This window comes from Neobacillus mesonae (genome assembly GCF_001636315.1).
Lineage (GTDB): Bacteria > Bacillota > Bacilli > Bacillales > Cytobacillaceae > Neobacillus > Neobacillus mesonae.
In genome coordinates, this window is record NZ_KV440949.1 from 5,282,498 (window position 1) to 5,303,049 (window position 20,552).

Consider the following 20,552-nt stretch of genomic DNA (forward strand, 5'->3'; position numbering starts at 1 on the left):
GATTCCTCCTTTTATACCTGTGATGCTTCCTTGTTTCTGATTTCCTTCAACGCTTGAAGAAGCTTGGTGTTCTGTTCGGCGCTTCCAATACTGATTCTGGCGAAGGTTGGATAGCCCCAAATGGCGCAAGGGCGAATGATAAACCCTTGTTTAAATAGTTCAGCGGACAGTTTATTCGTATCTTGTTTCATATCGATAAATAGAAAATTCGTGTGCGTTTCTTCTACCGAATACCCTAGTGAGCGGAATTCCTTAATTAATCTATCCATTTCCTGCTTGTTAGAGGTTAAGACGTTCTGCTTATGCTCCTCGTCTTCAAGTGCTGCGATGGCACCTGCTTCCGCAACCCGGTTACAAGCAAATGGCTCCCGTACTGCCTGAAGCGGCCTGATGAATTCGTCCTTGGCAAACGCATAACCAACTCTCATGCCCGCCAATCCATATAATTTTGAAAAGGTACGAATCGTGATAACAGGTAATCCTTCCTTCATAAACTCCACTCCGGTGGAATAATTCGGGATATTTATGAATTCCCCGTATGCCTCATCAAGAACTCCCACAACATGCTTTGGGAGCCTCCTGAAAAATTCCCGAAGTTCGTGATCCTCAACAATCGTCCCGGTTGGATTATTAGGATTACAAATGAACACCAATTTTGTTTTATCCGTAATCGCGTCCAAAATCGCTTCAAGGTCAAACTTATGATCTTTTGTCGTTGGAATCTCAACAGGAGTTCCCCCGACTAAGAGAGTATTTTTATGATATTCAGAGAATGTTGGTGTGCAATAAACAACTTCATCCCCTGGATTTACAAATGAAGCAATCACGAGTGTAATGATATTATCAGCACCATTGCCAGTTACATAGTTTTCCGGATCAATCCCGTGAAGGTTCCCTAGTTTTCTTCTTAGATTTAAACTTGTTAAATCAGGATAATAATGACTTTCCAGCACTGCCTGCTGCATGGCAGCGACTGCTTTAGGTGACGCTCCAAGCGGGTTTTCATTCGTTGCAAGCCGGAAGACCTCCTTTAATGATCCTTGGTTTTCTACATCCTTTGCTGCCTGACCGGGAATATATGGGTCCAATTGGTTAATGGTGCCGCGCCATAAATTTTCTGACATAGTAATTCCTCCCCCTATTTTAATATGTAAAAAATCAGTTCAGATTAGTAGAATCCAATTCTATCCACATTTTACACAATATTCAGAATAAAACTAAAGCAATTTTCATGCTATTAGCAAAAAAATATACAAAAACACAAAAATTTGAATTAAAGAAAAATATAGTTTTGGGTTTTCACTATATCCGTGTTAAAAATCTATAGCAAATCATAAAAAAGGGTACTTAACGATTCTAGGACAATAGTTTACTATTAAGAAGATTCATAAAATTAAAACAATTGAAAGGGGGAATTATTTTTCTCAATTTATTAGTGTTTTAATGCGGTAGCTTTGTTGGAAATTAAATAGGTAAATAAAGGAGGAACTGCGATTCATGTATGCTATTATCATTTCTGTAGTACTGCTAATTGTTTTAAGTATGCTGCGAGTGAATGTCTTATTAAGTATTTTAATAGCCGCCTTAAGTGCCGGCTTAATTGCCGGGATGTCCGTTTTGGATACGATGAACATGCTGATCGGCGGAATGGGCGGACAGGCAGAAACGGCAATAAGCGTCATATTACTCGGTGTTTTTGCTGTCATGATTAAATATTCCGGGATTACTGGATTACTATTAAAGAAGCTATTAAAATTTATGAAAGGTAAACGTGCCTTCATATTATTGGCCATTGCGGCCGTTTCTAGTTTGTCACAAAACCTGGTTCCCGTGCATATTGCCTTTATCCCAATCCTGATTCCTCCTTTACTTCATTTGTTCGATCGGATGAAAATAGATCGGCGTGCGGTTGCAACCGCTTTAACCTTTGGTTTAAAAGCACCGTACATTATCATTCCCGCCGGTTATGGACTTATGTTCCATCAAATTATTGCCAGCGAGATGAAAAAATATGGAATGACGATTGCAGTTGGTCAGCTCCCGCTTGCCTTGATTATTCCGGGACTTGGAATGATTGTAGGATTATTAATTGCTATTTTTATTACGTATCGTAAAGAAAAAGATATGGGAACTCAAGCAGACCTAGAAAATTCTCCAGCTTCCCTAGAAATTTCAGCCACATCAGAAGAAATTACTTTTAACAAGCAGCATGTTATTACCATCATTGCCATTTTACTATCCCTTGGAATTCAAATTTATACACATTCGCTTGCCTTAGGGGCACTAGTCGGGATCATTGCTATGTTTTTAGGCCGCGTCGCCCCGTTTATGAAGGGTGATGAGATTGTTGACGACGGGATGAAAATGATGGGGGCAATTGCCTTTGTATTATTAATCGCTGCAGGATATGCCGCAATTCTTAGGGAAACCGGATCGATTGATGATTTGGTAGCGCATACATCCAGCATTATCGGTGGAAGTAAATTTTTCACAGCGTTTATTATATTATCAATTGGCCTTTTGATTACGATGGGAATTGGTACTTCGTTTGGTACTATTCCGATTTTAGCCGCGGTTTATGTTCCTTTATGTATTGCTGTAGGCTTTTCGCCGCTGGCAACTGCATCACTAATTGGAACGGCCAGTGCTTTAGGGGATGCCGGTTCACCTGCCTCGGATAGTACGATTGGACCTACAATCGGCTTAAATGCCGACGGGCGGCATAATCACATTTGGGATACATGTGTGCCGACGTTTATCCATTTCAATATTCCGTTGTTTATCTTTGGATTGATTGCCGCGTTTATACTTTAGTTTTAAATTATTTATCGGTATTGGGGAAGCAGAATCATTCTGCTTCCCTTTTTAATTTGGTGCAGTTTGTTATGGCTAATACCCAAGGAAATAGATTTTAGTAGGTTTCGGTCGCGTAGAGCCCTTCTACGTGCCCCAAGTTCAATAAATTAGTGAGTTTCGGTCACGTAGAGCCGTTCTACGTGCCCCAAGTTCAATTAATTAGTGAGTTTCGGTCACGTAGACCTCTTCTACGTGCCCCAAGTCCAATAAATTAGTGGGTTTCGGTCGCGTAGAGCCCATCTACGTGCCCCAAATCCAATAAATTAGTAGGTTTCGGTCGCGTAGAGCCCATCTACGTGCCCCAAGTTCAATAAATTAGTAGGTTTCGGTCGTGTAGAGATCTTCTACGTGCCCCAATTCTAATAAAATAGTGGGTTTCGGTCACATAGACGCCTTCTTTTTTCTTTCCCAAGATGAAATAACAATTTCAAAGAGTGAAAGGGCTCTCCAGTTCCCTGGAAAGCCCCTATCTCAAATTTTAATCTTCTTCAAATTCAACGCATATGGTAGTTCATTCCCTAGGACTCCGTCAATTGCTGCCTTCGTTGTTCTTGTTCTTAGCTCGTGAATGGACTCTTCTGAAAAATAGGAGGCATGCGGTGTGATCAGGACCTCTTCCATCGTTAGAAGTGGATAGTCCTCTGCTGGCGGCTCTGTTTCCAACACATCAAGCCCTGCACCGGCAATATGTCCATCTATAATCAACTGCCGCAAATCCTCCTCATTCAATACCCCGCCGCGGCACGTATTAATTACAAAGGCTCCTTTTGGCAGCTGGGAAAGCCGTTGGAAATTAATCGAATTTCTTGTTTCAGGTGTTAACGGCACATGCAGGCTTAGGATATTTGACTGCTCAAGCAGGCTATCTAAAGAAACTGGAACGACGCCCAGTCCCCTCATTGTTTCTTCTGGCACATACTCATCATGTGCTAAAATCCGTACACCAAACGGCTTTAGTTTTTCTGCTACCATCCTGGCAATTCGGCCGAATCCAAGGAGACCAACCGTTCTTGAACTAAAGCGGTGGATCGGCTGCGTATCTAGCGGATCCCATTTACCATTTCTAACTTTACGGTTGTAAGCGGACAAGCGCCTTGTCACTGCTAGAATAAGGGCAAGCGTATGGTCAGAAACCTCCTCGGCACAATAATCAGGGACGGTTGAAACAGCAATCCCTTTTTTACTCGCTGCCTCAACATCGACATGATTAAAGCCCACTCCTGGGATGGAAATCACTTTACATGAATCTAATTTTTCAATCAACTCAGCAGTACATGGAAATCCTACCTGTGCTACCACGCCGTCAGCAAATGGGGCGTACAGCGGTAAGTCCTCTGCTAAAGCTCCTGAACGCGTTACCTTTACTTCAATTCCATATTCTTGATAAAGTTTTCTTTCTAAATGATGTTCATGCCATTCATCATCCAGTAACCAGACGAATTTATTACCATTTCTCAACATATCTCACTCCTTAGCTAGTTGTTTTAATCGTTTTTCGTAAAGCTGTTAGCAGCCGATCATTCTGTTCGGCCGTACCAATCGTAATCCTTGCGTGGTTCGGCAGTCCCCACGCAATGCAGGGACGGATTAATATCCCTTCCCGCATCAGGGTATTTGATAGGTTCACAACATCTTCCTTCATATCGACAAACAAAAAATTAGCATGCGAATCTGAAAGGGCATAACCTAATTCTTGGAGTTCTTTAGCAAGTCTCACCATCTCACGTTTATTTTCTTGTAGTATTGTAATTTTGTATTCTTCGTCATCCAGTGCCGCTGTAGCACCGGCTGCAGCAATACGATTAACCGCAAAAGGCTCGCGAACGGCCAGGATTGGTTCAAGCAGTTCATGACTGGCACTACAGTAACCTACTCTTGTACCTGCCAGTCCATACAGTTTGGAAAAAGTCCGGACAAAAATAACCGGATAGCCTTTTTTAACAAAATCTACTCCGGTAAGATAACCCTCTAGTTCAATAAATTCCACATAGGCTTCATCCAAAACAACAATGACCTGCGGTGGAACCTGCTGCAAAAACGCTTCAAGCCGGCCTTTTTCAACAATTGTCCCAGTAGGATTATTAGGGTTACAGATAAAAATAAGCTTTGTCCGATCCGTTATGCTGTCAAGAATCCGATCAAGGTCAAAGGTTAGATTTCCTGTAAGAGGAAGTTCAATTGGCATTCCTCCCAAAAGTAAAGTAATCGTTCGGTAAGCCGGGAATGTCGGCGTACAGTAAATGATTTCATCACCGTCATTGATATAAGCCGTTCCAATCAACGAAATCACATTATCGGCACCATTTCCGATAAGAAATTGATCCTGGTCCATCTCGTACAGGCTTGCGAGTTTTTCACGAAGCTCTCTGCAGGTAGATTCAGGATATAATTGACTGTCCAGCAAGGCGCGCAGCATTGCACTGACCGCTTTTGGTGACGGACCCAATGGATTCTCATTTGATGCAAGCCGGGTAATCTCCGCTAAGCCGAAGTCCCTCTTTACATCTTCAATTGCCTTTCCTGGAATATATGGTTTTAACTGAGTAACATTCCTGCGCCATTGTTCTTTTGACAAGATCGGACACTTCCTTAAATGGGAGTTTTATTTTGGATCTAAAAACTATTTAAGTAGTATTGATAAAACGGCGTTGCCGCTCCGTTTAATTTAAGAACTTCTCATTGGTTAAATCGGAAGGAACCAAAATCGAATTACGATAATCGCTGGGACTTTTTCCTACAATCGTTTTAAAAACACGACTAAAATAATGAGAATTGCTATAACCTACCTCTAAGGCAATTTGGTAGACTGTATAATTTAAGTCTTGAAGCAATTCCTTCGCTTTTTCAATCCGTAAATAGGTGATATATTCAACAAAATTGCTGCCGGTTGCATTTTTAAAAATCCTGCTAAAATATGTAGGACTAAGGTGAACATGGCTCGCAACTTTCTCCAGAGTAATCGCTTCTAAGAAATGCCCCTCAATATATTCCATGGCCTTCTGGATTGATTTAAGCGTATGATCATTATGATGATTAGTGATAAAATCCAAAAAACGGTGAATTAAATCGCGCATCCACTGTTCTAACTGTGACAAATTTTCAATAAAAGGGATCAGGGATGTATATTCCCTTAAAATCATGTGAATTTCCTTCTGGTTAGCACCGCCGTTGATCGCAGCCCGAGCCAGCATCGCCGCAATTTCGGATATTTGTAGAATAAAAACTTCAGGATCTACGTTTTGAGAGGACGATATTTTGGCAAATAGATTTTTCAAATTTTCATAAACTGCTTTCTGATCATTCACCATCAGTTTATTAGCAAGTGCCGACACTTCCTGATTTGGAAGGAGCACATGTTCATTGGTAAATCTTTCGATGTTATCAACATGAATAACCAGATCATTCCCCTTAAAAAACTTATATTTCAAGGCATATTGTGCCTCTTGATAGGAGTAATGCAGGTTTCTGACATCTTCATAATAATTCCCGATACCGATCGTCACACTGTAACCAGTTTGTTCACTGATATAATTTTTAGCATCGTCAGCCAATTTTACGGCCAATTCTTTATAACCGGCCTTTTGTTCCTGAAATGGCAGCGAAAGTAAAATGGCAAATTGATTTACCCCTGTGCCCATCGCCAAGCATTCATTCAATTTATGAATGAAAAATTGACGTGTAGCCGTAATAATTTCATTGCGGACTACATCCTGCCACTGTTTGTTTTTCTCTTTATTCTTCCAAAGAAACTCATCAATTTGAATCGACATTGCCATATTTGGAACAGTTGACAAGCCAATTAACTGGCTTTGGTTCCAAATTTCCCTTGAGTTTTTAATATTTCCATAGAGTAGGTTGTAAATAAGGCTTACCCTTAGAGATTTCATAATGTTATTTGGATCTTCACTTCTCTGCTGCATCAACTGCTCTGATTGAAGAATCTCTATTCTTAGTTCTTGCAGCAGCCGATAAACCACTTCTTTATCCAGCGGCTTTGTTAAACAATCAAATACACCATTCTTAAACATCCGTCTCATTTCCTGATTGGCATACCTGCTTTTAATCATGACAATAGGCATGGTGAATTTTTTATTATTAAATTGCTGCAGAACAATATTTTGTGCTAGTGTTGTCATGTTATCAAGATCAACCAGCAGCACTTTCGTTTCATTTGACGGCAGCCAGCCCTCTTTTAACACATTCTGCCTGTTTCCTTCTTCAATAGAAAAATCAAATTGATGGTCTTGAATAATTTGTAGAAACAGATCTCTCACGTTTCGGTCATCTGTAGTTAGGAGAATCTTGTTTTTCATATAACCACATCTTTCATACCGGAGTTTAGATTGAAGAAAAGATTAAAATCCATTTCATACAAAATTCGCTATTTCTATCAAAATTCCTGTTCTTTTAAGATTAAATTTGAGCCAGGACGTTTCAGTTACGCCTGGCTCTGCTTCATTATTTATGCTGTTTCATTTGGAACAGGATAAATAGTATCATAATAATGCATCATTTCTTCCCTTAAGCGACGGGCACCCCAGATGGCGTTATCGCGCTGCTGGTCTGTAACCACATATCGTTCAACAATCATTTCTCCAAGTCTAGCATGAAATTCTTCGTCCTTTTTAATGGTTTCATAGCATCTTGCTAAGTCAGGAAGACCGATTCGCTTGCAGTTCTCAATGACAATGTCATGTGTAGTGGTGGTAGATGTTTCGGAACAGTTCCAAACGGCAACGGCGCAGGCACGGTCCTTTCCAAGTGCCTCCCAGTGCAAATTCTCCCAGCCTAAATGCTCTTTTGGCGGCTCTGTCGGTGCTGTGTAACCATGCTTTTCAAGCACACGGCAAATGATTTCATAGTGGTGGGCTTCCTCCCACATATGTTTGCATAACGCAGTAACCGTAGAGCGTTCAAATTCCTTCCAATAATCATTGATTTGTTTGCCTAGAAAGAATACGTAGGCGATTTCCAGCCAAACTCGCTGTTCAATTGCTGTAAATACCTCATGCTGAGTAAGATCCTCACGTGTCCAAAACTTATAGGCTTTGTCATGAGCATATTTCTTAAGCTCTTCTTTAATTCCTCTAAATTCAGTCCAAAATTCTTCGTGTGTAATCGCTGTCATGATAACCCCTCCAATGTTATACAATATTCTGATTATTCATAATTATATGGTTGGTATATCATTCTTGTAAGTAGCTATTTTTATGATATCTATCACATTTTTATCTTTTTTCTTGGATCTATTACTTTACTTCCATCATAGCCTTTAAGCTTTCTTCACGAATTAATTCAGTCAGCTGTTCTTTATAGGCTAGGAATTTAGGCTCAACTTTTATGCTATATGGTCGAGGGTGCTCGAGTTCAATCGGAATGTCAGCCTTTATTTTTCCCGGCCTTGATGTCATTACGACTACTCTATTGGCTAAATAAATTGATTCTTCTACATCATGGGTGATAAAGAGTATCGTTTTATGAGATTTTTCCCAAATTTCTAGCAGCAGTTCCTGCATCAATGTCCGTGTTTGATTATCAAGAGCTCCAAAGGGTTCATCAAGCAATAGGATTTCAGGATCATTTGCCAAAGCCCTTGCAATGGCTACACGCTGCTGCATCCCTCCTGAAAGCTGTTTTGGATAATGCTTTTCAAAGCCTTCTAATCGGACCAGCTCAATATATTTCTTTACAATGTCTTTTCGTTCTGAAGCACTGTTCTCTTTTGTTTTAAGGCCAAACTGAATATTTTCTTCCACTGTCAGCCATGGAAATAGCGAATAGGCTTGAAACACCATGCCGCGATTGGAAGAAGGTCCGAACAGTTCCTGCCCGTCCAGATAAACATCACCCGTTGTCTGCTCTTCAAGACCAGCAACAATCCGCAGCAAAGTAGATTTCCCGCAGCCAGACGGTCCAAGTATGGTAATAAATTCATTTGGCATGATGGTTAAGTTTGTTTGATCTAGCGCTAGTACATTAGGACCTTTTTTATTTCCGGCAAAAACCTTCGTGACATTTTTAATTTCCAGTTTTGGGTTACTCATCAGCTTCATCACCTTCCATAATGCCATGGGAACGCCTTGCGAATGCAGACTTTTAAAATTAAATCGGATAGTAATCCAAGTACACCGATTGTTACAATCCCAAAAATGATATTTCCTGTCTTCAGCATGCGCTGTGATTCCAGGATGAGGCTGCCAATCCCGGAAGCAGAAGCAACGAGCTCAGCTACAATAATGTAAGACCATGCCCAGCCTAAGATTAACCGGAGGATTTCCATAATTCCAGGTAATGAGGCCGGTAGAATAACGGACCGCAGCACGCCAATTCTAGTTCTGCCAAGAGTATAAGCTGCTTCTAACAGTTCGCGGCGGACATTGCCAACCTCCACCGCCACCATTAATACTAATGAGAAAAATGAACCGACAAAGATAATCGTAATTTTTTCAAGCTCGCCTACACCAATCCATAAAATGAATAATGGTATGAAGGCTGATGCCGGCATGTAGCGAATAGCAGAAATGATAGGTTCAAAAAAGGCTTCCACAACTTTAAAGGTTCCCATTAAAATCCCCAGCGGTAAGCCAATGACAACTGCAATGAGAAATCCTGCCAGCACCCGGTATATGGTAATCCCGATATCATTGATGAAACCATAGTCTGTAAATAAGGTAATTCCTGAATGCACTATATCTACAGGGGTTGGCAAGAAAAGCGGATCTACCATTCCGGTGAAAGTTAGCAGCGACCAGACAGCCAGTAATAAAACAACACTTGCGATACTGATACCGACATATAATCGGTGCGGGATCGACGCTTGCGGCTGCAGCCACTTTTTACTGCTCTTTGTCCGATTTTTCGACTTTTGATGGGAAATTAATACTGATTGATTGACAATTTCCTCGTTCTTAGCCGCTTTCTCCATTAATTCACTCTCCTTTTATTGCACGAATGAGTAATCAATAAGATCATCGATATTTGGCTCATGATCGATTAATTTGTGTTCCTTCCAAAATTCAGCACCCAGGTTTGTTAGATTGTATAATTCACCAGGCTGTTCCTTCGTCCCAAAAAGTTGTTTGTTTCCCTCTTCATCATAGAGACGAATTCCTTTTAATGATTCTTCCAGTTCAGCTGGTGATTGTCCCATAGCTTTCCCCATAATCTCCAAGGCTTCCTGTTTGTTAGTTTTATAGAATTCCATTGCTTCAAACCAAGATTTAACTAACGCCTTTACTGCTTTTGGATTTTCTTTGACAAAATCCCTGCGCATGGCAATCGTACTGGTTATGACTCCTGGAGAGGCATCACTCGTCATAAGAACATTGCCGAAGTCCGTATTCTTGGCCTTTGTTAACCACGGCTCCCATGTGACCGCCGCATCCACTTTGTTCGCAACAAATGCAGCACCAGCATCGCCAGCTGTCATGTTCTGAGTGTCAATCTCTTTAAAGTCAATCCCCTCTTGCTTTAACAAATAAAGGAACCAGAAAAAGCTTGCCCCTCCATCTGTTTGCACCGCTACTTTTTTACCTTTAAGATCTTTTAGGCTTTTTATTTCCTTTTTCGCCACGATGCCATCACCGCCATGTGATTCGTCTAAAGCTACAACTTGAACGACATCGACGTTACTGGCAGCAGAAACGACATGTGTATCGACAGTGGAAGAAAAACCTTGGATCCGATTAGCGGCAAGAGCCGTTCTACGGTCGGTATTACTTTCCATTTTCATTAATGTAACATCAATTCCGTTCTTTTTAAAGAAACCCTTTTCCTCAGCAATCCATAATGGACCATAGCCCACCCACGTGGCAACACCCAAAGTGATGGACGTTTTTTCGCCTTTATCTTCTTTCTTTTGACCATCAGTACTCGTTTGTCCGGCACAACCTGCGATTACTAATAAAATACATAAGATTGCTAAAAAGCTAGCTTTTCTCATCTCATTTCCTCCTAATGTTTGATGTTGAAATTATACAAACATGGATGGTATTGCTTCTAGATGATAATCGCACTGATGATCGTATGAAAAATGAAATTTTAGTATCCACCTCCAATTGTAAAATTTGTTACCTTTGTTGGAATAATTAAAATATTCTATCCTATTTATACAATATCCTGTTCAAAAAAACGGGGATTTTTTTGTATAGGTTAAAAATTTGTACAAGAAAACAAATATTTTCACTACGGTTGACTTGTTAACCTAAAAAAACCCTTCCAATAATTTTAGAAGGGCTTTTAGCATACTTAAATATGGCTATTTACATTGCTTTTAGTTGATATTGTTCTATTTTTCGATATAGGTTTCTTACACTGACGCCAAGAACTTCCGCAGCCTTTGTTTTATTCCAGTTCAGTTCTGCCAGCACTTTTTTGATGTGTTCTTTTTCTAGCTGCTCAAGTGAACACAAAGCCGCGTGTGTTTCTTTTGAATTCGATTTGTCTGCAGCTTGAAGCAGCAAATCAGAAGCCTCGATTATATTTCCTGTACTTAATAACATTCCTCTCTCCAATAAATGATGAAGCTCTCTAACATTACCAGGAAAATCATAGGATTGTAATGCTTTCAACGCTTTTGCATCTAGGGTTTTTCCGGCCTTTAAAAAATGCTTAACCAATAATGGCAGATCATCCATCCTGTCCCTTAAAGGAGGAATAGTTATTTTCACAACGTTAAGACGGTAATACAGGTCTTCGCGAAAGTTCCCCTTGGCAACTTCCTCATCTAAATGGCGGTTTGTCGCAGTTATTGTTCTTACTTTTACTTTGCGTTCCCTTACTTCGCCGATTCTGCGAAACTCACCTGATTCTAAAAAACGTAAAAGTTTGACTTGTAGAGATAATGGCATTTCACCCAGTTCATCCAAAAACAAAGTTCCACCGTTCGCCGCTTCCACCAGTCCTTTTTTGTCTTGATTAGCACCCGTAAATGCTCCTTTAACATGTCCAAATAGCTCGCTTTCAAGCAGCTGCTCTGGTAATGCCCCTGAATTAATAGCCACAAAGGGTTCCTCACGTCGAATACTCCAATAATGGAGTGCCTTTGCAAATAAATCTTTACCAGTCCCGCTTTCCCCTTCGATTAACACCGGCACATCACTGTCAGCTATTCTTTCCGTAAGTTCTAACAGCGAACGAAGTTTAGAGTTTTGCCCTATTATTTGAAAAGAATGCTGCTGTTTTATAATTTTTTTCATGCTGTCATTCTTTTCTTTTAGAGTTTTATTTTCAATAGCCTTCTCTAATGCCATCTCAAGCTCAGAAAGGTTGTAAGGCTTGGTTATGTAATCAAATGCCCCTTGTCTAATCGCTTCGATTGCAGTCTCAATGGTGCCATGCCCTGTCAGCATGATTACTTGAATCTCAGACTGAATCTTTTTTGTCTCCTTTAATAAAGCAATCCCATTCATTTTCGGTAAACGGATATCATAAATGGCTAAATCATAATAATGCTCATGGATTAAGGGGACGGCATCTTCTGCGTTTAGTGCAAAATCTACTTCATAGCCTTTACGCCGTAAACGGAAAACCAGCAAATCCACTAAATCCTTTTCATCATCTACAATTAAGATTCTGTTTTTCCCCATGATGAACCCTCCTTTTTTCCTATATGAATAGGAATCATTATTTCTACCGTTGTACCTTTCCCGACGTTGCTTATCAATTGAATCCTTCCGCCAAATTGTTGAATAATTCCGTAACAAACAGAAAGTCCAAGTCCGGTACCTTTCCCCAGCGTTTTTGTCGTAAAAAATGGATCAAATATATATGGAAGGTTCTCTTTAGAAATACCTTCGCCCGTATCCGAAATTGATAAACAGAACAAATTGTCCTTCAATTCCCCGCTTATCGCAATTTCTCCATCCTTTTCAATAGAATCTATGGAATTATTGATAATATTGACAAGCACCTGCATCAGTTTTAAGCTATCACCAGGGAAGACAGGTATCTCGCTTAAATGGCTGATAAGCTTAATATTTTTCTTATTTAAGGAGTAATCCACCAACGTGATCGTATTTTGGATAATTTCCTTAATATCTATTTCGGATACAGTCCAATTGGTTTTCCGGGAAAAATTTAATAGGTTTCCGGTAATTTTTTTACATCGGCCGGCATTGTCTGTTATTTTTTGCAGATAATTGTCCAGCTCATGGTTGTCTAGGGTTGGGTCACTTCCGTTGATTCGATCCAATAAATCTTCCGCATAAATATTGATTACGGTCAAAGGATTATTTACTTCATGTGCAAAGCTAGATGCCATCAATCCGAGTGCTGCTAATTTATCTGTTTGGATCATCTTCTCCTCGATTTCCTTTTTTGCTTGAATTTCTATACCCATTTCATTAAAAGACTCCACCAATTTTCCGATTTCATCATTTCGTTCAACTGGAAGCCTAGAAAATTCTTCGGAGTATTTCATTTTATTTATTGCTTTCTCCAGCATTAAAATTGGTTTGGTAAAATAAAAGCCAGCGTAAATGCTGATTAAACTGACTATGATGGTAAACAATGCCATAACGATTAAACCATCGTTGAACATTTTGTAGATTGGTTTAAAGGCTGATGTTTTCGGCTCCTCCATTACCAAAGACCAATTTAAACCGGGAATTTGCTGTTTAACTCCAAGGACAGAATCGGTTAAGATCACACTCTTTTTTTGCCATAGTTTGCTTGAGTCCTGGTGAGCAATTACTTTTCCTTTACTGTCAAGCAAGTATAAATAGGACGCTTGATCCTGCCGGAACGATGCAATTTTACCAACAATTTTTTGCAGTTGTATGACAACACCGGCCCCTTTTGTTACCCCATTTTCATAGAGTGGTACCGCCAGTTTGATGACAGGCTGGCCAAACTGATTAATCTGAACGTCGCTATAGGCTTTATTATTTTTCTTGTGCTTCTGCCACATTCCTTTCGAATACCATTTTTCGTGCGATTCAGGTTTATTTAGCTTATATCGGGAAATTCTTTTCTCCACATTTCCATGGTCATCAAGTATGACAATTTCCTCAATAGATTCATTTTGCTGCAGCAGTTGATAAAATTCGCTGTCGGTTCGGCTTGGAGCGCTTAGTAAAGTAAGGTTCTGCAAATGCTGGGAAGTGAGATTAAATTCCAAACTAATTTCTGTAGATAGGTTTTGTAAAATTAATTCCTGTTTTTCTTTTATTCTGTTTTCTAAATCTATTTTTGTATGGTAGAAATAATAGAAACTTATCAGCAGTAAAGGAATGATGGACATGAAGAGTCCGAATACAAGAACTTTATGTCTAATCGGCTGGGAAGTAAGCCATTTAATGTTGAATGCCATCTTTTTCTAGTCCCCTTCGATCCGCACCTCGGAATTCGGCAATTTTTAGCAAATCTTGATTTAAAGGGATTCCGAGCAAATTCTGTTCCTGTTTATTAATCAAAAAGCGAATGTTATCAGGCATTTCCACTGGCATTTCGCGAGGAGAATTGCCTTTTAAAATTAAACTTACATATCTTGCAGCTTGGAAACCTTGATCACTAAGGCTTGTGCCGTAGCTTGCCAGGAAACCCTTTTTCACCTCATACTCGTAAATTCCCATCGTAGGTAAATGATGCCGATTTGCCATTTTGACAAGTGTGTCTGTCATAGATTCAATACGAAAACTGGGCAGTATGAAGAGAGCGTCGTTCTTCGTAAGATTCTTCTCAAGCTGCTTTAACATAGTTTTGTCAGCTGCATTCCAGACTTTAACGGTTAGCGATAGTTTTTCTGCCGCATCTAATGTATTGTTTAAACCAAGTCTGCTAATTTCGGTTTCGTCATCATATAAAATATGGACTCTTTTGATACTTGGAATTAAATTATATAGGGTTTCCAAACGTTTTCCAGAGAGACTTGCATGAAAGTTATTGATCCCTGTAAATTGTCCTCCAGGTGTTTTTTCACTTTGAATAATCCCGATTTCTTGCGGTGAAGCAATTCCGGCGAACACGACGGGGATTTTTATTCTGCTTATGTCCATCGCCTTCTTTAATTCAATGGTTTCGATGCCGCCAAGTGTTACTATTAAGTCCGGCCGGATTTCTAGTAATTCAGCAATCTGCTTTTTTAGCTTTAGCGGATCTGCTTTTGAGTTTTTGATAATAAAATGGAGATCATTTTGGTGATAGCCTAATTCCTTTAGGCCATTTTTTAACCCAAATAGTTTTTCATAACGGCTGTCACCGATTGTCAGTACACCAATGTTAATTATCTTAGCTTCTTTGGCTGGAGGATTCCTTATCATGAAAATAACTGCTGCAGCCAGTAAGGTGAATATAACCATTTTGTAAATCCATTTCCTCTTCACATTCATGATTCAACTCCGAATTTTGACGTTTACACTATAACTATATAAAATAAAATGTCCGATCTCAGAAAAAAATAAGATGATTCTATGAACCTTTTATGAATGTTTTTTGAACAAAAAACAGATAAAAGCCCTTGAACCAGTGATTCAAGAGCTTACATTTATCATTATAGAATTATTTCTTGCTGCTTTTTAATTCGTATGGAACGTCAGCCGGGGCATCCCCTTTAGGCCAGTCATTTGTTTTTTCAGCAAAATCAGGTCGTTGTTGGGAAAGAATAAATCCAGCAAGATCAGCTGCCTGCTGGTCGTTTAAAGTGCCTTGTTTCACACCGCCCATCTCGCCAAGCGGCATATTTCTTTGAATATAGCCTGCTGCCGTTGAGATTCGGCCCATTCCGGCACCAATATTAAAGGACTTACTGCCCCAAAGAGCCGGGCCAGAAGTCGGGCCGGTACCTGAACCATCTGCTCCATGACAGGCGGAACAGGATTGCTGATAAAGCTTTTCGCCATTTGCCACGTTTGGCTTTGGAGCATTTTGCATAGAATTTTTAATAATCCATGGACGTTCTTTCATTCCAATCGGTACGTCGGTAGAAATATAATTTAAATAAGCAACCATCGCTCGCATTTCATCACTATTTGCTTCAAGAGGTTTGCCATTCATGCTTCGTTTAAAACAGCCATTAATACGGTCTTCAATTGTTAATACCTTTCCTGCACGTGGGTTATAGGCCGGATAAACAGCCGTTACTCCAGTTAATGGAGAAGTCGTATCTGTTCCTGCGCCGCCATGACAGCTGGAACATGCCAAATTATTTCCGACATTGTGTGGCAAAGCAGTATTGGTTTCGTTCATAATTTTATAGCCTAATTTAATGGAATCGCCAAGAGGTCCTTCAGGAACTTTCTCCATACTTGGCGGTTCATATGTCTTCATCGCAGTTTGTTCCACTGCCGCCGCTTGTTTTTGCTGTGGTTCATGCTTCGCTGTATACTGATCACCGCAGCCAGACAAGATAAATGCTAATGCCATAAGAGGCAAACCATACCCTAATTTCTTTTTTGTCAGCTTCCTCATTTCCTTCACTCCCATTAGTAATGTTTTTTTCTGTTACACATAATTAATTTGCAATTTCTGTGCCAACTTGAAAAACAAGGTTTGATTGCTTATTTTATCAGGCTTAGCGGGCATAAGTTGGTGTTCACAGGGAGTTGGAAGAACATTAAAAAGCATGCCAAAAAGTCATAGTCTGACATTTTGGCATGCTTTTTAAAAAAGTATTTATAAAAAATTTATCCTTTTTTAATCCAAAATTTATACACGTTATCTTCTTCGGTCTTTAATAACTCATGTCCGCCGGATTTAGCCCAAGCGGTCAGATCATTTTTCGAGCCTTTATCTGTAGTATGAATTTCTAAAATTTGGCCGGATTCAAGTTCATCCATTGCTTTTTTTGTTTTGACAATCGGCATTGGACAGGCTAAACCTTTTGCATCTACTACTTTTTCTGAATTCATTTTTTAACTAAATATTTTTACGATAAGGTAAATGACTCCTGCCAGGAGCCAGACAAATGTCCCAGGTCATATTGGGATTGGTAATTTACCGCTTTTCCCTTTAGAATCGGACGTTTGTGTACGTTTTATCCCTCAGGAACCAGTTGTTGAGCAATCAGTTCGTTTTTGATCATCCATGTTCATGTTTCCTTCTTCCTTTCTATCAATTTAAAATTCCAATTCTCCTTCCCAAGCAAGCATGCCGCCTTCCATATTAGTTACATCAAAACCATAGCTTTCTAAAAATAGTGTTGCTTGTGAGCTTCTGCCACCCGAACGGCAAACGATGATATATGGGAGTTTTTTATCAAGGTCTGGCATTTTGAATTCGACTAAGCCTAGTGGAATGTTTACTGCCGTAGGTATCTTTCCTGTTTTTACTTCAGCCACTTCACGAACGTCAATAATATTTAATTCCTCGCCCTTATCAAGCCGTTGTTCAACTTCTTTTGCTGTAATTTGTTTCATTTATCTAATCCTCCTGGAAAGATGGTTTAATTTTATACCCATATAGGTATTTTAGTTTCTAAAAAAAAGATGTTTTTCTTTACAAAGATTATTTTATACCTATATGGGTATTTTGTAAAGTGATATATTTAATTGAAAAAGCCCTTATTGAAACAACAAGGGCTTATCCATGTATTAAAGTAACCAGCTTTTCCAGTCCATCAAGCAGCCGTGGGGATGGGCGGCAGTAGAGCTCTTCTTCCAAAATAAGTATTCGATCATCGTTAGCAAATCCTAGTTTTTCATAGCCAGGTCGTTTCGTCACATTACTTTTTTGCACTTTTTCCTTACGAACACCGACCCAAGCAAGGCAAATGTATTCCGGGCTACGGCTGATGACATCCTCCCAATCCGTCTGGACACTTGCTAATTCAACATTTTGAAAAATATTAACTGCTCCAGCCGCTTTAGAAATTTCAGTCAGCCAGTTAATTTTTCCTGGCGTAAAAATCGGCTTTGGCCACCATTCCCAATACAAGGAAGGTTGATGCTCAACGTTCAAGGTACGCTGTTTTACTTTTTCAAGCCTTAAACGAAATTGTTCCACTGCCTTTAATCCTTTTTCCCGTTCCCTAAGAATCTCAGCTGTTTTCAATAAATCCTCCTGAATTTCCTTTAACGATTGCGGATTTAGGACAATATGGGGAATCCCTCGTTCCTTTAATGCTTCAACGTTCTTTTCCATCCCTGGCACACTTAACGATGCGAGAACCATATCGGGTTGTAATTCTTCCACTAAATCCATGTTGATGGATAAATCGGGGCCTAATTTTGGCAGTTCCCTAACTGTTGCCGGCCAATCAGAATAATCATCTACCCCGACTAACAAATGAGTCAGCCTCAAATACTCCATGATCTCCGTATTACTGGGACAAATAGAAATAACGCGCAAATCGACACCTCTCCCCTTTTTCTCTATCTTTCAAGATTAGTTCTCTTCCATTGCTTCGGTTAATTGAAATAAAAGACGATATATCATTTGTAATCCTTCGCCAATGGTCATATTTTCATCAAAACCGTCGACAGCATTCAAGGCAAAATTCAAGTCCCAAAGCCCTTCCTGCTGATTAAACATAAAATCGTAATTGGCTTTTTCTCCGTGTAAATGGTGCTCTAGGAACGTCCTTAATTTTAGGCTGTATTTCTTTTGCAGCTTAAGCCCCAGCATGACATCATATGTTCCAAACACATCATCAAGTTCAATAGAAACCGCATCTACGTTAACAAAATCAAACCATTTGGATTCGACATAAACAAATTCGTTTTTGTGTTTATATAAATAAACTAATGGCTGAGTTAGAAAGCTCGCTGATTCATTCCTAATTAGATCTTCCGATGCTTTATCGCAGCGTTCGATATAGGCGTCTGAGAAGCGCTGCTCAGGTTCGATTTCTACAATCGGGAAATCGGTTAGATGGTGTTTAGTTAAATACTCTTTTTCCTCTTTGAATACCTTTAATTCATTCCGGGATTGTTCATTTATGTATTGAATAAGCTTCTCTTTTAGCAAGCCACATTGCCCCCTCAGTTTACAGTTTTCTTCTATATTATATTGTATTTTTTAAAATGAAAAAGCAAATATGCTTAATAAAAAAATAAAGGTGACGTAAAATCGTCACCTTTACTGTTAATTTTCTGCTAATTTTCGTGCGACAGGTTTTTCCGCAGGTTTGAAATCACCTGGATCCTCCGCTTGCTTAGGGCGTTTAATAAAGAAGGCAAGGATAAGCGCAACTGCCGCGATTCCAGTAGCAACAACGAATGAGTAGTTAATCCCATCTAACATGGCCTTCATCATGACCTGCTGCTTCATTTCTGCAATTGCTGCCGGTGTCGGCGGTGTTGCCATGTGCCCCATTGAAGCCTTTGCTGCTTCTCCGAGTTCTTTCGCTCTTGTAGCTGTATGAGTTGACATAATCGTAACTAAGAGGGCCGTACCTATGGCTCCAGCCACTTGATTCAAAGTATTATTCATCGCCGTACCGTGTGGATAGAAGCGCGCTGGAAGCTGGTTTAAACCGTTAGTCGATACCGGCATCATGACCATCGACATACCGAACATCCGGACGGAATACAAAATAATTAAATGCGTGTAGCTGGTATCTAGTTGTAATTTACTGAATTCGTAAGTTGTTATCGTCGTAATGGCTAAACCAATAATCGCTAATACGCGTCCGCCGAATTTATCGAATAATTTACCAGTTATTGGCGACATCAGTGACATTAAAATTGCACCAGGAAGCAGCATTAAACCTGCATCCATCGGTGAAATTCCGCGAATGGTTTGAACGTAAATTGGCAGCAGGAGCATCCCTGAAAACAATGCCATATTTAGAACCATAGTAATCGCTGAAGATAAAGCGAACATCGGATATTTGTAAATTCGGAAGTTTAACAGTGGCTGTGCTTTTTTTAGCTGCGTTAAGATAAATACAGTTAACGAAACGGCGCCAATAGCAATAGTTCCGTACACATATGGGCTATCCCAGCCTTTGCTTCCGGCAGAACTAAAGCCATAAAGGATTCCACCGAAACCAATACTCGATAATAGCAGCGAAACAAAATCCAGACGGATATCCACTTTTTCTTTTTTATCTCTAATTAAGAAAAAGCCTATTAAGATTACGACAATTCCGATTGGTGTAATGAAATGGAATAACATCCGCCAATCATAATGTTCAATGATCCAGCCAGACAATGTTGGACCAATGGCTGGTGCGGACATTAAGATTAAACCAAACACACCCATTGCTGCTCCCCTTTTCTCTACTGGGAAGCTTACAAGCATAACATTCATTAAGGTTGGCATCAAAATTGCAGACCCGGAAGCTTGGAGCATTCTGCCTGTTAATAAAACTGGAAAAACATGAGCAGTCCCTGCAATAATTGTTCCTACTGTAAACAGCATCATGGCCGATAAAAATATTCTGCGGACGGTATATTTTTGAATCAAAAACGCAGTGGTCGGAATCAAAATACCGTTCACCAGCATGAACCCCGTGGTAAGCCACTGAACGGTCGCTGCTTCAATCTTTAAATCCTTCATTATAGAAGGAAGTGCGATGTTCAATAATGTATTATTTAAAAATGCAATAAAGGCGCCGACCATGAGGACAGCGATTATTCCATATGGCGGCTTGCTCGCTTGTTTATGAGCATTTTCCATTAAATATCCCCCTTAAACTAAGTGTTCATTTTTTTATACCCCTGTTTCATACTTTCCTATATTATACTCCTAGTTCAATTTTTGCAATAAAAAAATCTTGTGAAATATTGGTTTGTCATGGTTCTAAAAATAAGGTA

At 39.7% G+C, this 20,552-nt stretch carries 18 protein-coding genes; 1 reads left to right on the forward strand and 17 read right to left on the reverse strand.

The features are described 5' to 3' along the window. Nucleotides 1-11 precede the first annotated feature (11 nt). The gene (hisC, locus tag A6749_RS24945) at nucleotides 12-1,124 is read right to left on the reverse strand and encodes a histidinol-phosphate transaminase (RefSeq protein WP_066398840.1); all 1,113 of its coding nucleotides are present in this window, start codon (nucleotides 1,122-1,124) and stop codon (nucleotides 12-14) included. Nucleotides 1,125-1,497: 373 nt separating this feature from the next. On the opposite strand from hisC (A6749_RS24945), the gene A6749_RS24950 reads away from it, so the two are divergent. After that, the gene (locus A6749_RS24950) at nucleotides 1,498-2,814 is read left to right on the forward strand and encodes a Na+/H+ antiporter family protein (RefSeq protein ID WP_066398844.1); all 1,317 of its coding nucleotides are present in this window, start codon (nucleotides 1,498-1,500) and stop codon (nucleotides 2,812-2,814) included. A 513-nt stretch (nucleotides 2,815-3,327) separates the two neighbouring features. Here A6749_RS24950 and A6749_RS24955 read toward each other — a convergent pair. The 16 genes from A6749_RS24955 to A6749_RS25030 form a co-directional block, all read right to left on the reverse strand. Next, complete coding sequence (locus tag A6749_RS24955) at nucleotides 3,328-4,317, reverse strand: C-terminal binding protein (RefSeq protein WP_066398848.1); 990 nt, start codon at nucleotides 4,315-4,317, stop codon at nucleotides 3,328-3,330. A gap of 10 nt (nucleotides 4,318-4,327) precedes the next feature. Next, nucleotides 4,328-5,431 (reverse strand): histidinol-phosphate transaminase, encoded by a 1,104-nt coding sequence (hisC, locus tag A6749_RS24960; protein ID WP_066398857.1) that lies wholly within the window; start codon nucleotides 5,429-5,431, stop codon nucleotides 4,328-4,330. An 85-nt stretch (nucleotides 5,432-5,516) separates the two neighbouring features. Then, nucleotides 5,517-7,169 carry a helix-turn-helix domain-containing protein gene (locus A6749_RS24965; protein WP_066398860.1) on the reverse strand — a complete coding sequence of 551 codons (1,653 nt, stop codon included), beginning with the start codon at nucleotides 7,167-7,169 and terminating at the stop codon, nucleotides 5,517-5,519. A 149-nt stretch (nucleotides 7,170-7,318) separates the two neighbouring features. Then, nucleotides 7,319-7,984, reverse strand: a complete 666-nt coding sequence (locus tag A6749_RS24970) for a hypothetical protein (RefSeq protein WP_066398863.1) — start codon at nucleotides 7,982-7,984, stop codon at nucleotides 7,319-7,321. 121 nt (nucleotides 7,985-8,105) lie between these two features. Next, a complete protein-coding gene (locus tag A6749_RS24975) occupies nucleotides 8,106-8,900 on the reverse strand; it encodes an ABC transporter ATP-binding protein (protein ID WP_066401178.1) in 795 nt (264 codons plus the stop codon). An 8-nt stretch (nucleotides 8,901-8,908) separates the two neighbouring features. After that, a complete protein-coding gene (locus A6749_RS24980; RefSeq protein ID WP_084797976.1) occupies nucleotides 8,909-9,781 on the reverse strand; it encodes an ABC transporter permease in 873 nt (290 codons plus the stop codon). A gap of 15 nt (nucleotides 9,782-9,796) precedes the next feature. Then, complete coding sequence (locus A6749_RS24985; protein ID WP_066398865.1) at nucleotides 9,797-10,798, reverse strand: ABC transporter substrate-binding protein; 1,002 nt, start codon at nucleotides 10,796-10,798, stop codon at nucleotides 9,797-9,799. 319 nt (nucleotides 10,799-11,117) lie between these two features. Beyond that, complete coding sequence (locus A6749_RS24990) at nucleotides 11,118-12,443, reverse strand: sigma-54-dependent transcriptional regulator (protein ID WP_066398866.1); 1,326 nt, start codon at nucleotides 12,441-12,443, stop codon at nucleotides 11,118-11,120. Continuing rightward, nucleotides 12,422-14,167 carry a HAMP domain-containing histidine kinase gene (locus tag A6749_RS24995; RefSeq protein ID WP_066398872.1) on the reverse strand — a complete coding sequence of 582 codons (1,746 nt, stop codon included), beginning with the start codon at nucleotides 14,165-14,167 and terminating at the stop codon, nucleotides 12,422-12,424. The genes A6749_RS24990 and A6749_RS24995 overlap by 22 nt, the downstream gene beginning before the upstream one ends. Continuing rightward, nucleotides 14,151-15,185 carry an ABC transporter substrate-binding protein gene (locus A6749_RS25000; protein ID WP_127486914.1) on the reverse strand — a complete coding sequence of 345 codons (1,035 nt, stop codon included), beginning with the start codon at nucleotides 15,183-15,185 and terminating at the stop codon, nucleotides 14,151-14,153. Before A6749_RS25000 ends, A6749_RS24995 begins: the two co-directional genes overlap by 17 nt. Nucleotides 15,186-15,354: 169 nt before the next feature. Further along, nucleotides 15,355-16,263 (reverse strand): c-type cytochrome, encoded by a 909-nt coding sequence (locus tag A6749_RS25005; protein ID WP_066398874.1) that lies wholly within the window; start codon nucleotides 16,261-16,263, stop codon nucleotides 15,355-15,357. A 215-nt stretch (nucleotides 16,264-16,478) separates the two neighbouring features. After that, nucleotides 16,479-16,703, reverse strand: a complete 225-nt coding sequence (locus A6749_RS25010) for a sulfurtransferase TusA family protein (RefSeq protein WP_066398877.1) — start codon at nucleotides 16,701-16,703, stop codon at nucleotides 16,479-16,481. A gap of 207 nt (nucleotides 16,704-16,910) precedes the next feature. After that, on the reverse strand, nucleotides 16,911-17,210 hold the full coding sequence (locus A6749_RS25015) for a rhodanese-like domain-containing protein (protein WP_066398878.1): 300 nt from the start codon (nucleotides 17,208-17,210) through the stop codon (nucleotides 16,911-16,913). Between the two features lie 163 nt (nucleotides 17,211-17,373). Then, nucleotides 17,374-18,141: a cobalamin-binding protein gene (locus A6749_RS25020; RefSeq protein WP_066398886.1), complete on the reverse strand. Its 768-nt coding sequence runs from the start codon at nucleotides 18,139-18,141 to the stop codon at nucleotides 17,374-17,376. A gap of 36 nt (nucleotides 18,142-18,177) precedes the next feature. Next, entirely contained in the window at nucleotides 18,178-18,759 is a 582-nt protein-coding gene (locus tag A6749_RS25025) for a branched-chain amino acid aminotransferase (RefSeq protein WP_066398889.1), read from the reverse strand. 117 nt (nucleotides 18,760-18,876) lie between these two features. Beyond that, nucleotides 18,877-20,415 (reverse strand): DHA2 family efflux MFS transporter permease subunit, encoded by a 1,539-nt coding sequence (locus A6749_RS25030; protein WP_066398892.1) that lies wholly within the window; start codon nucleotides 20,413-20,415, stop codon nucleotides 18,877-18,879. Between the last annotated feature and the right edge of the window lie 137 nt (nucleotides 20,416-20,552).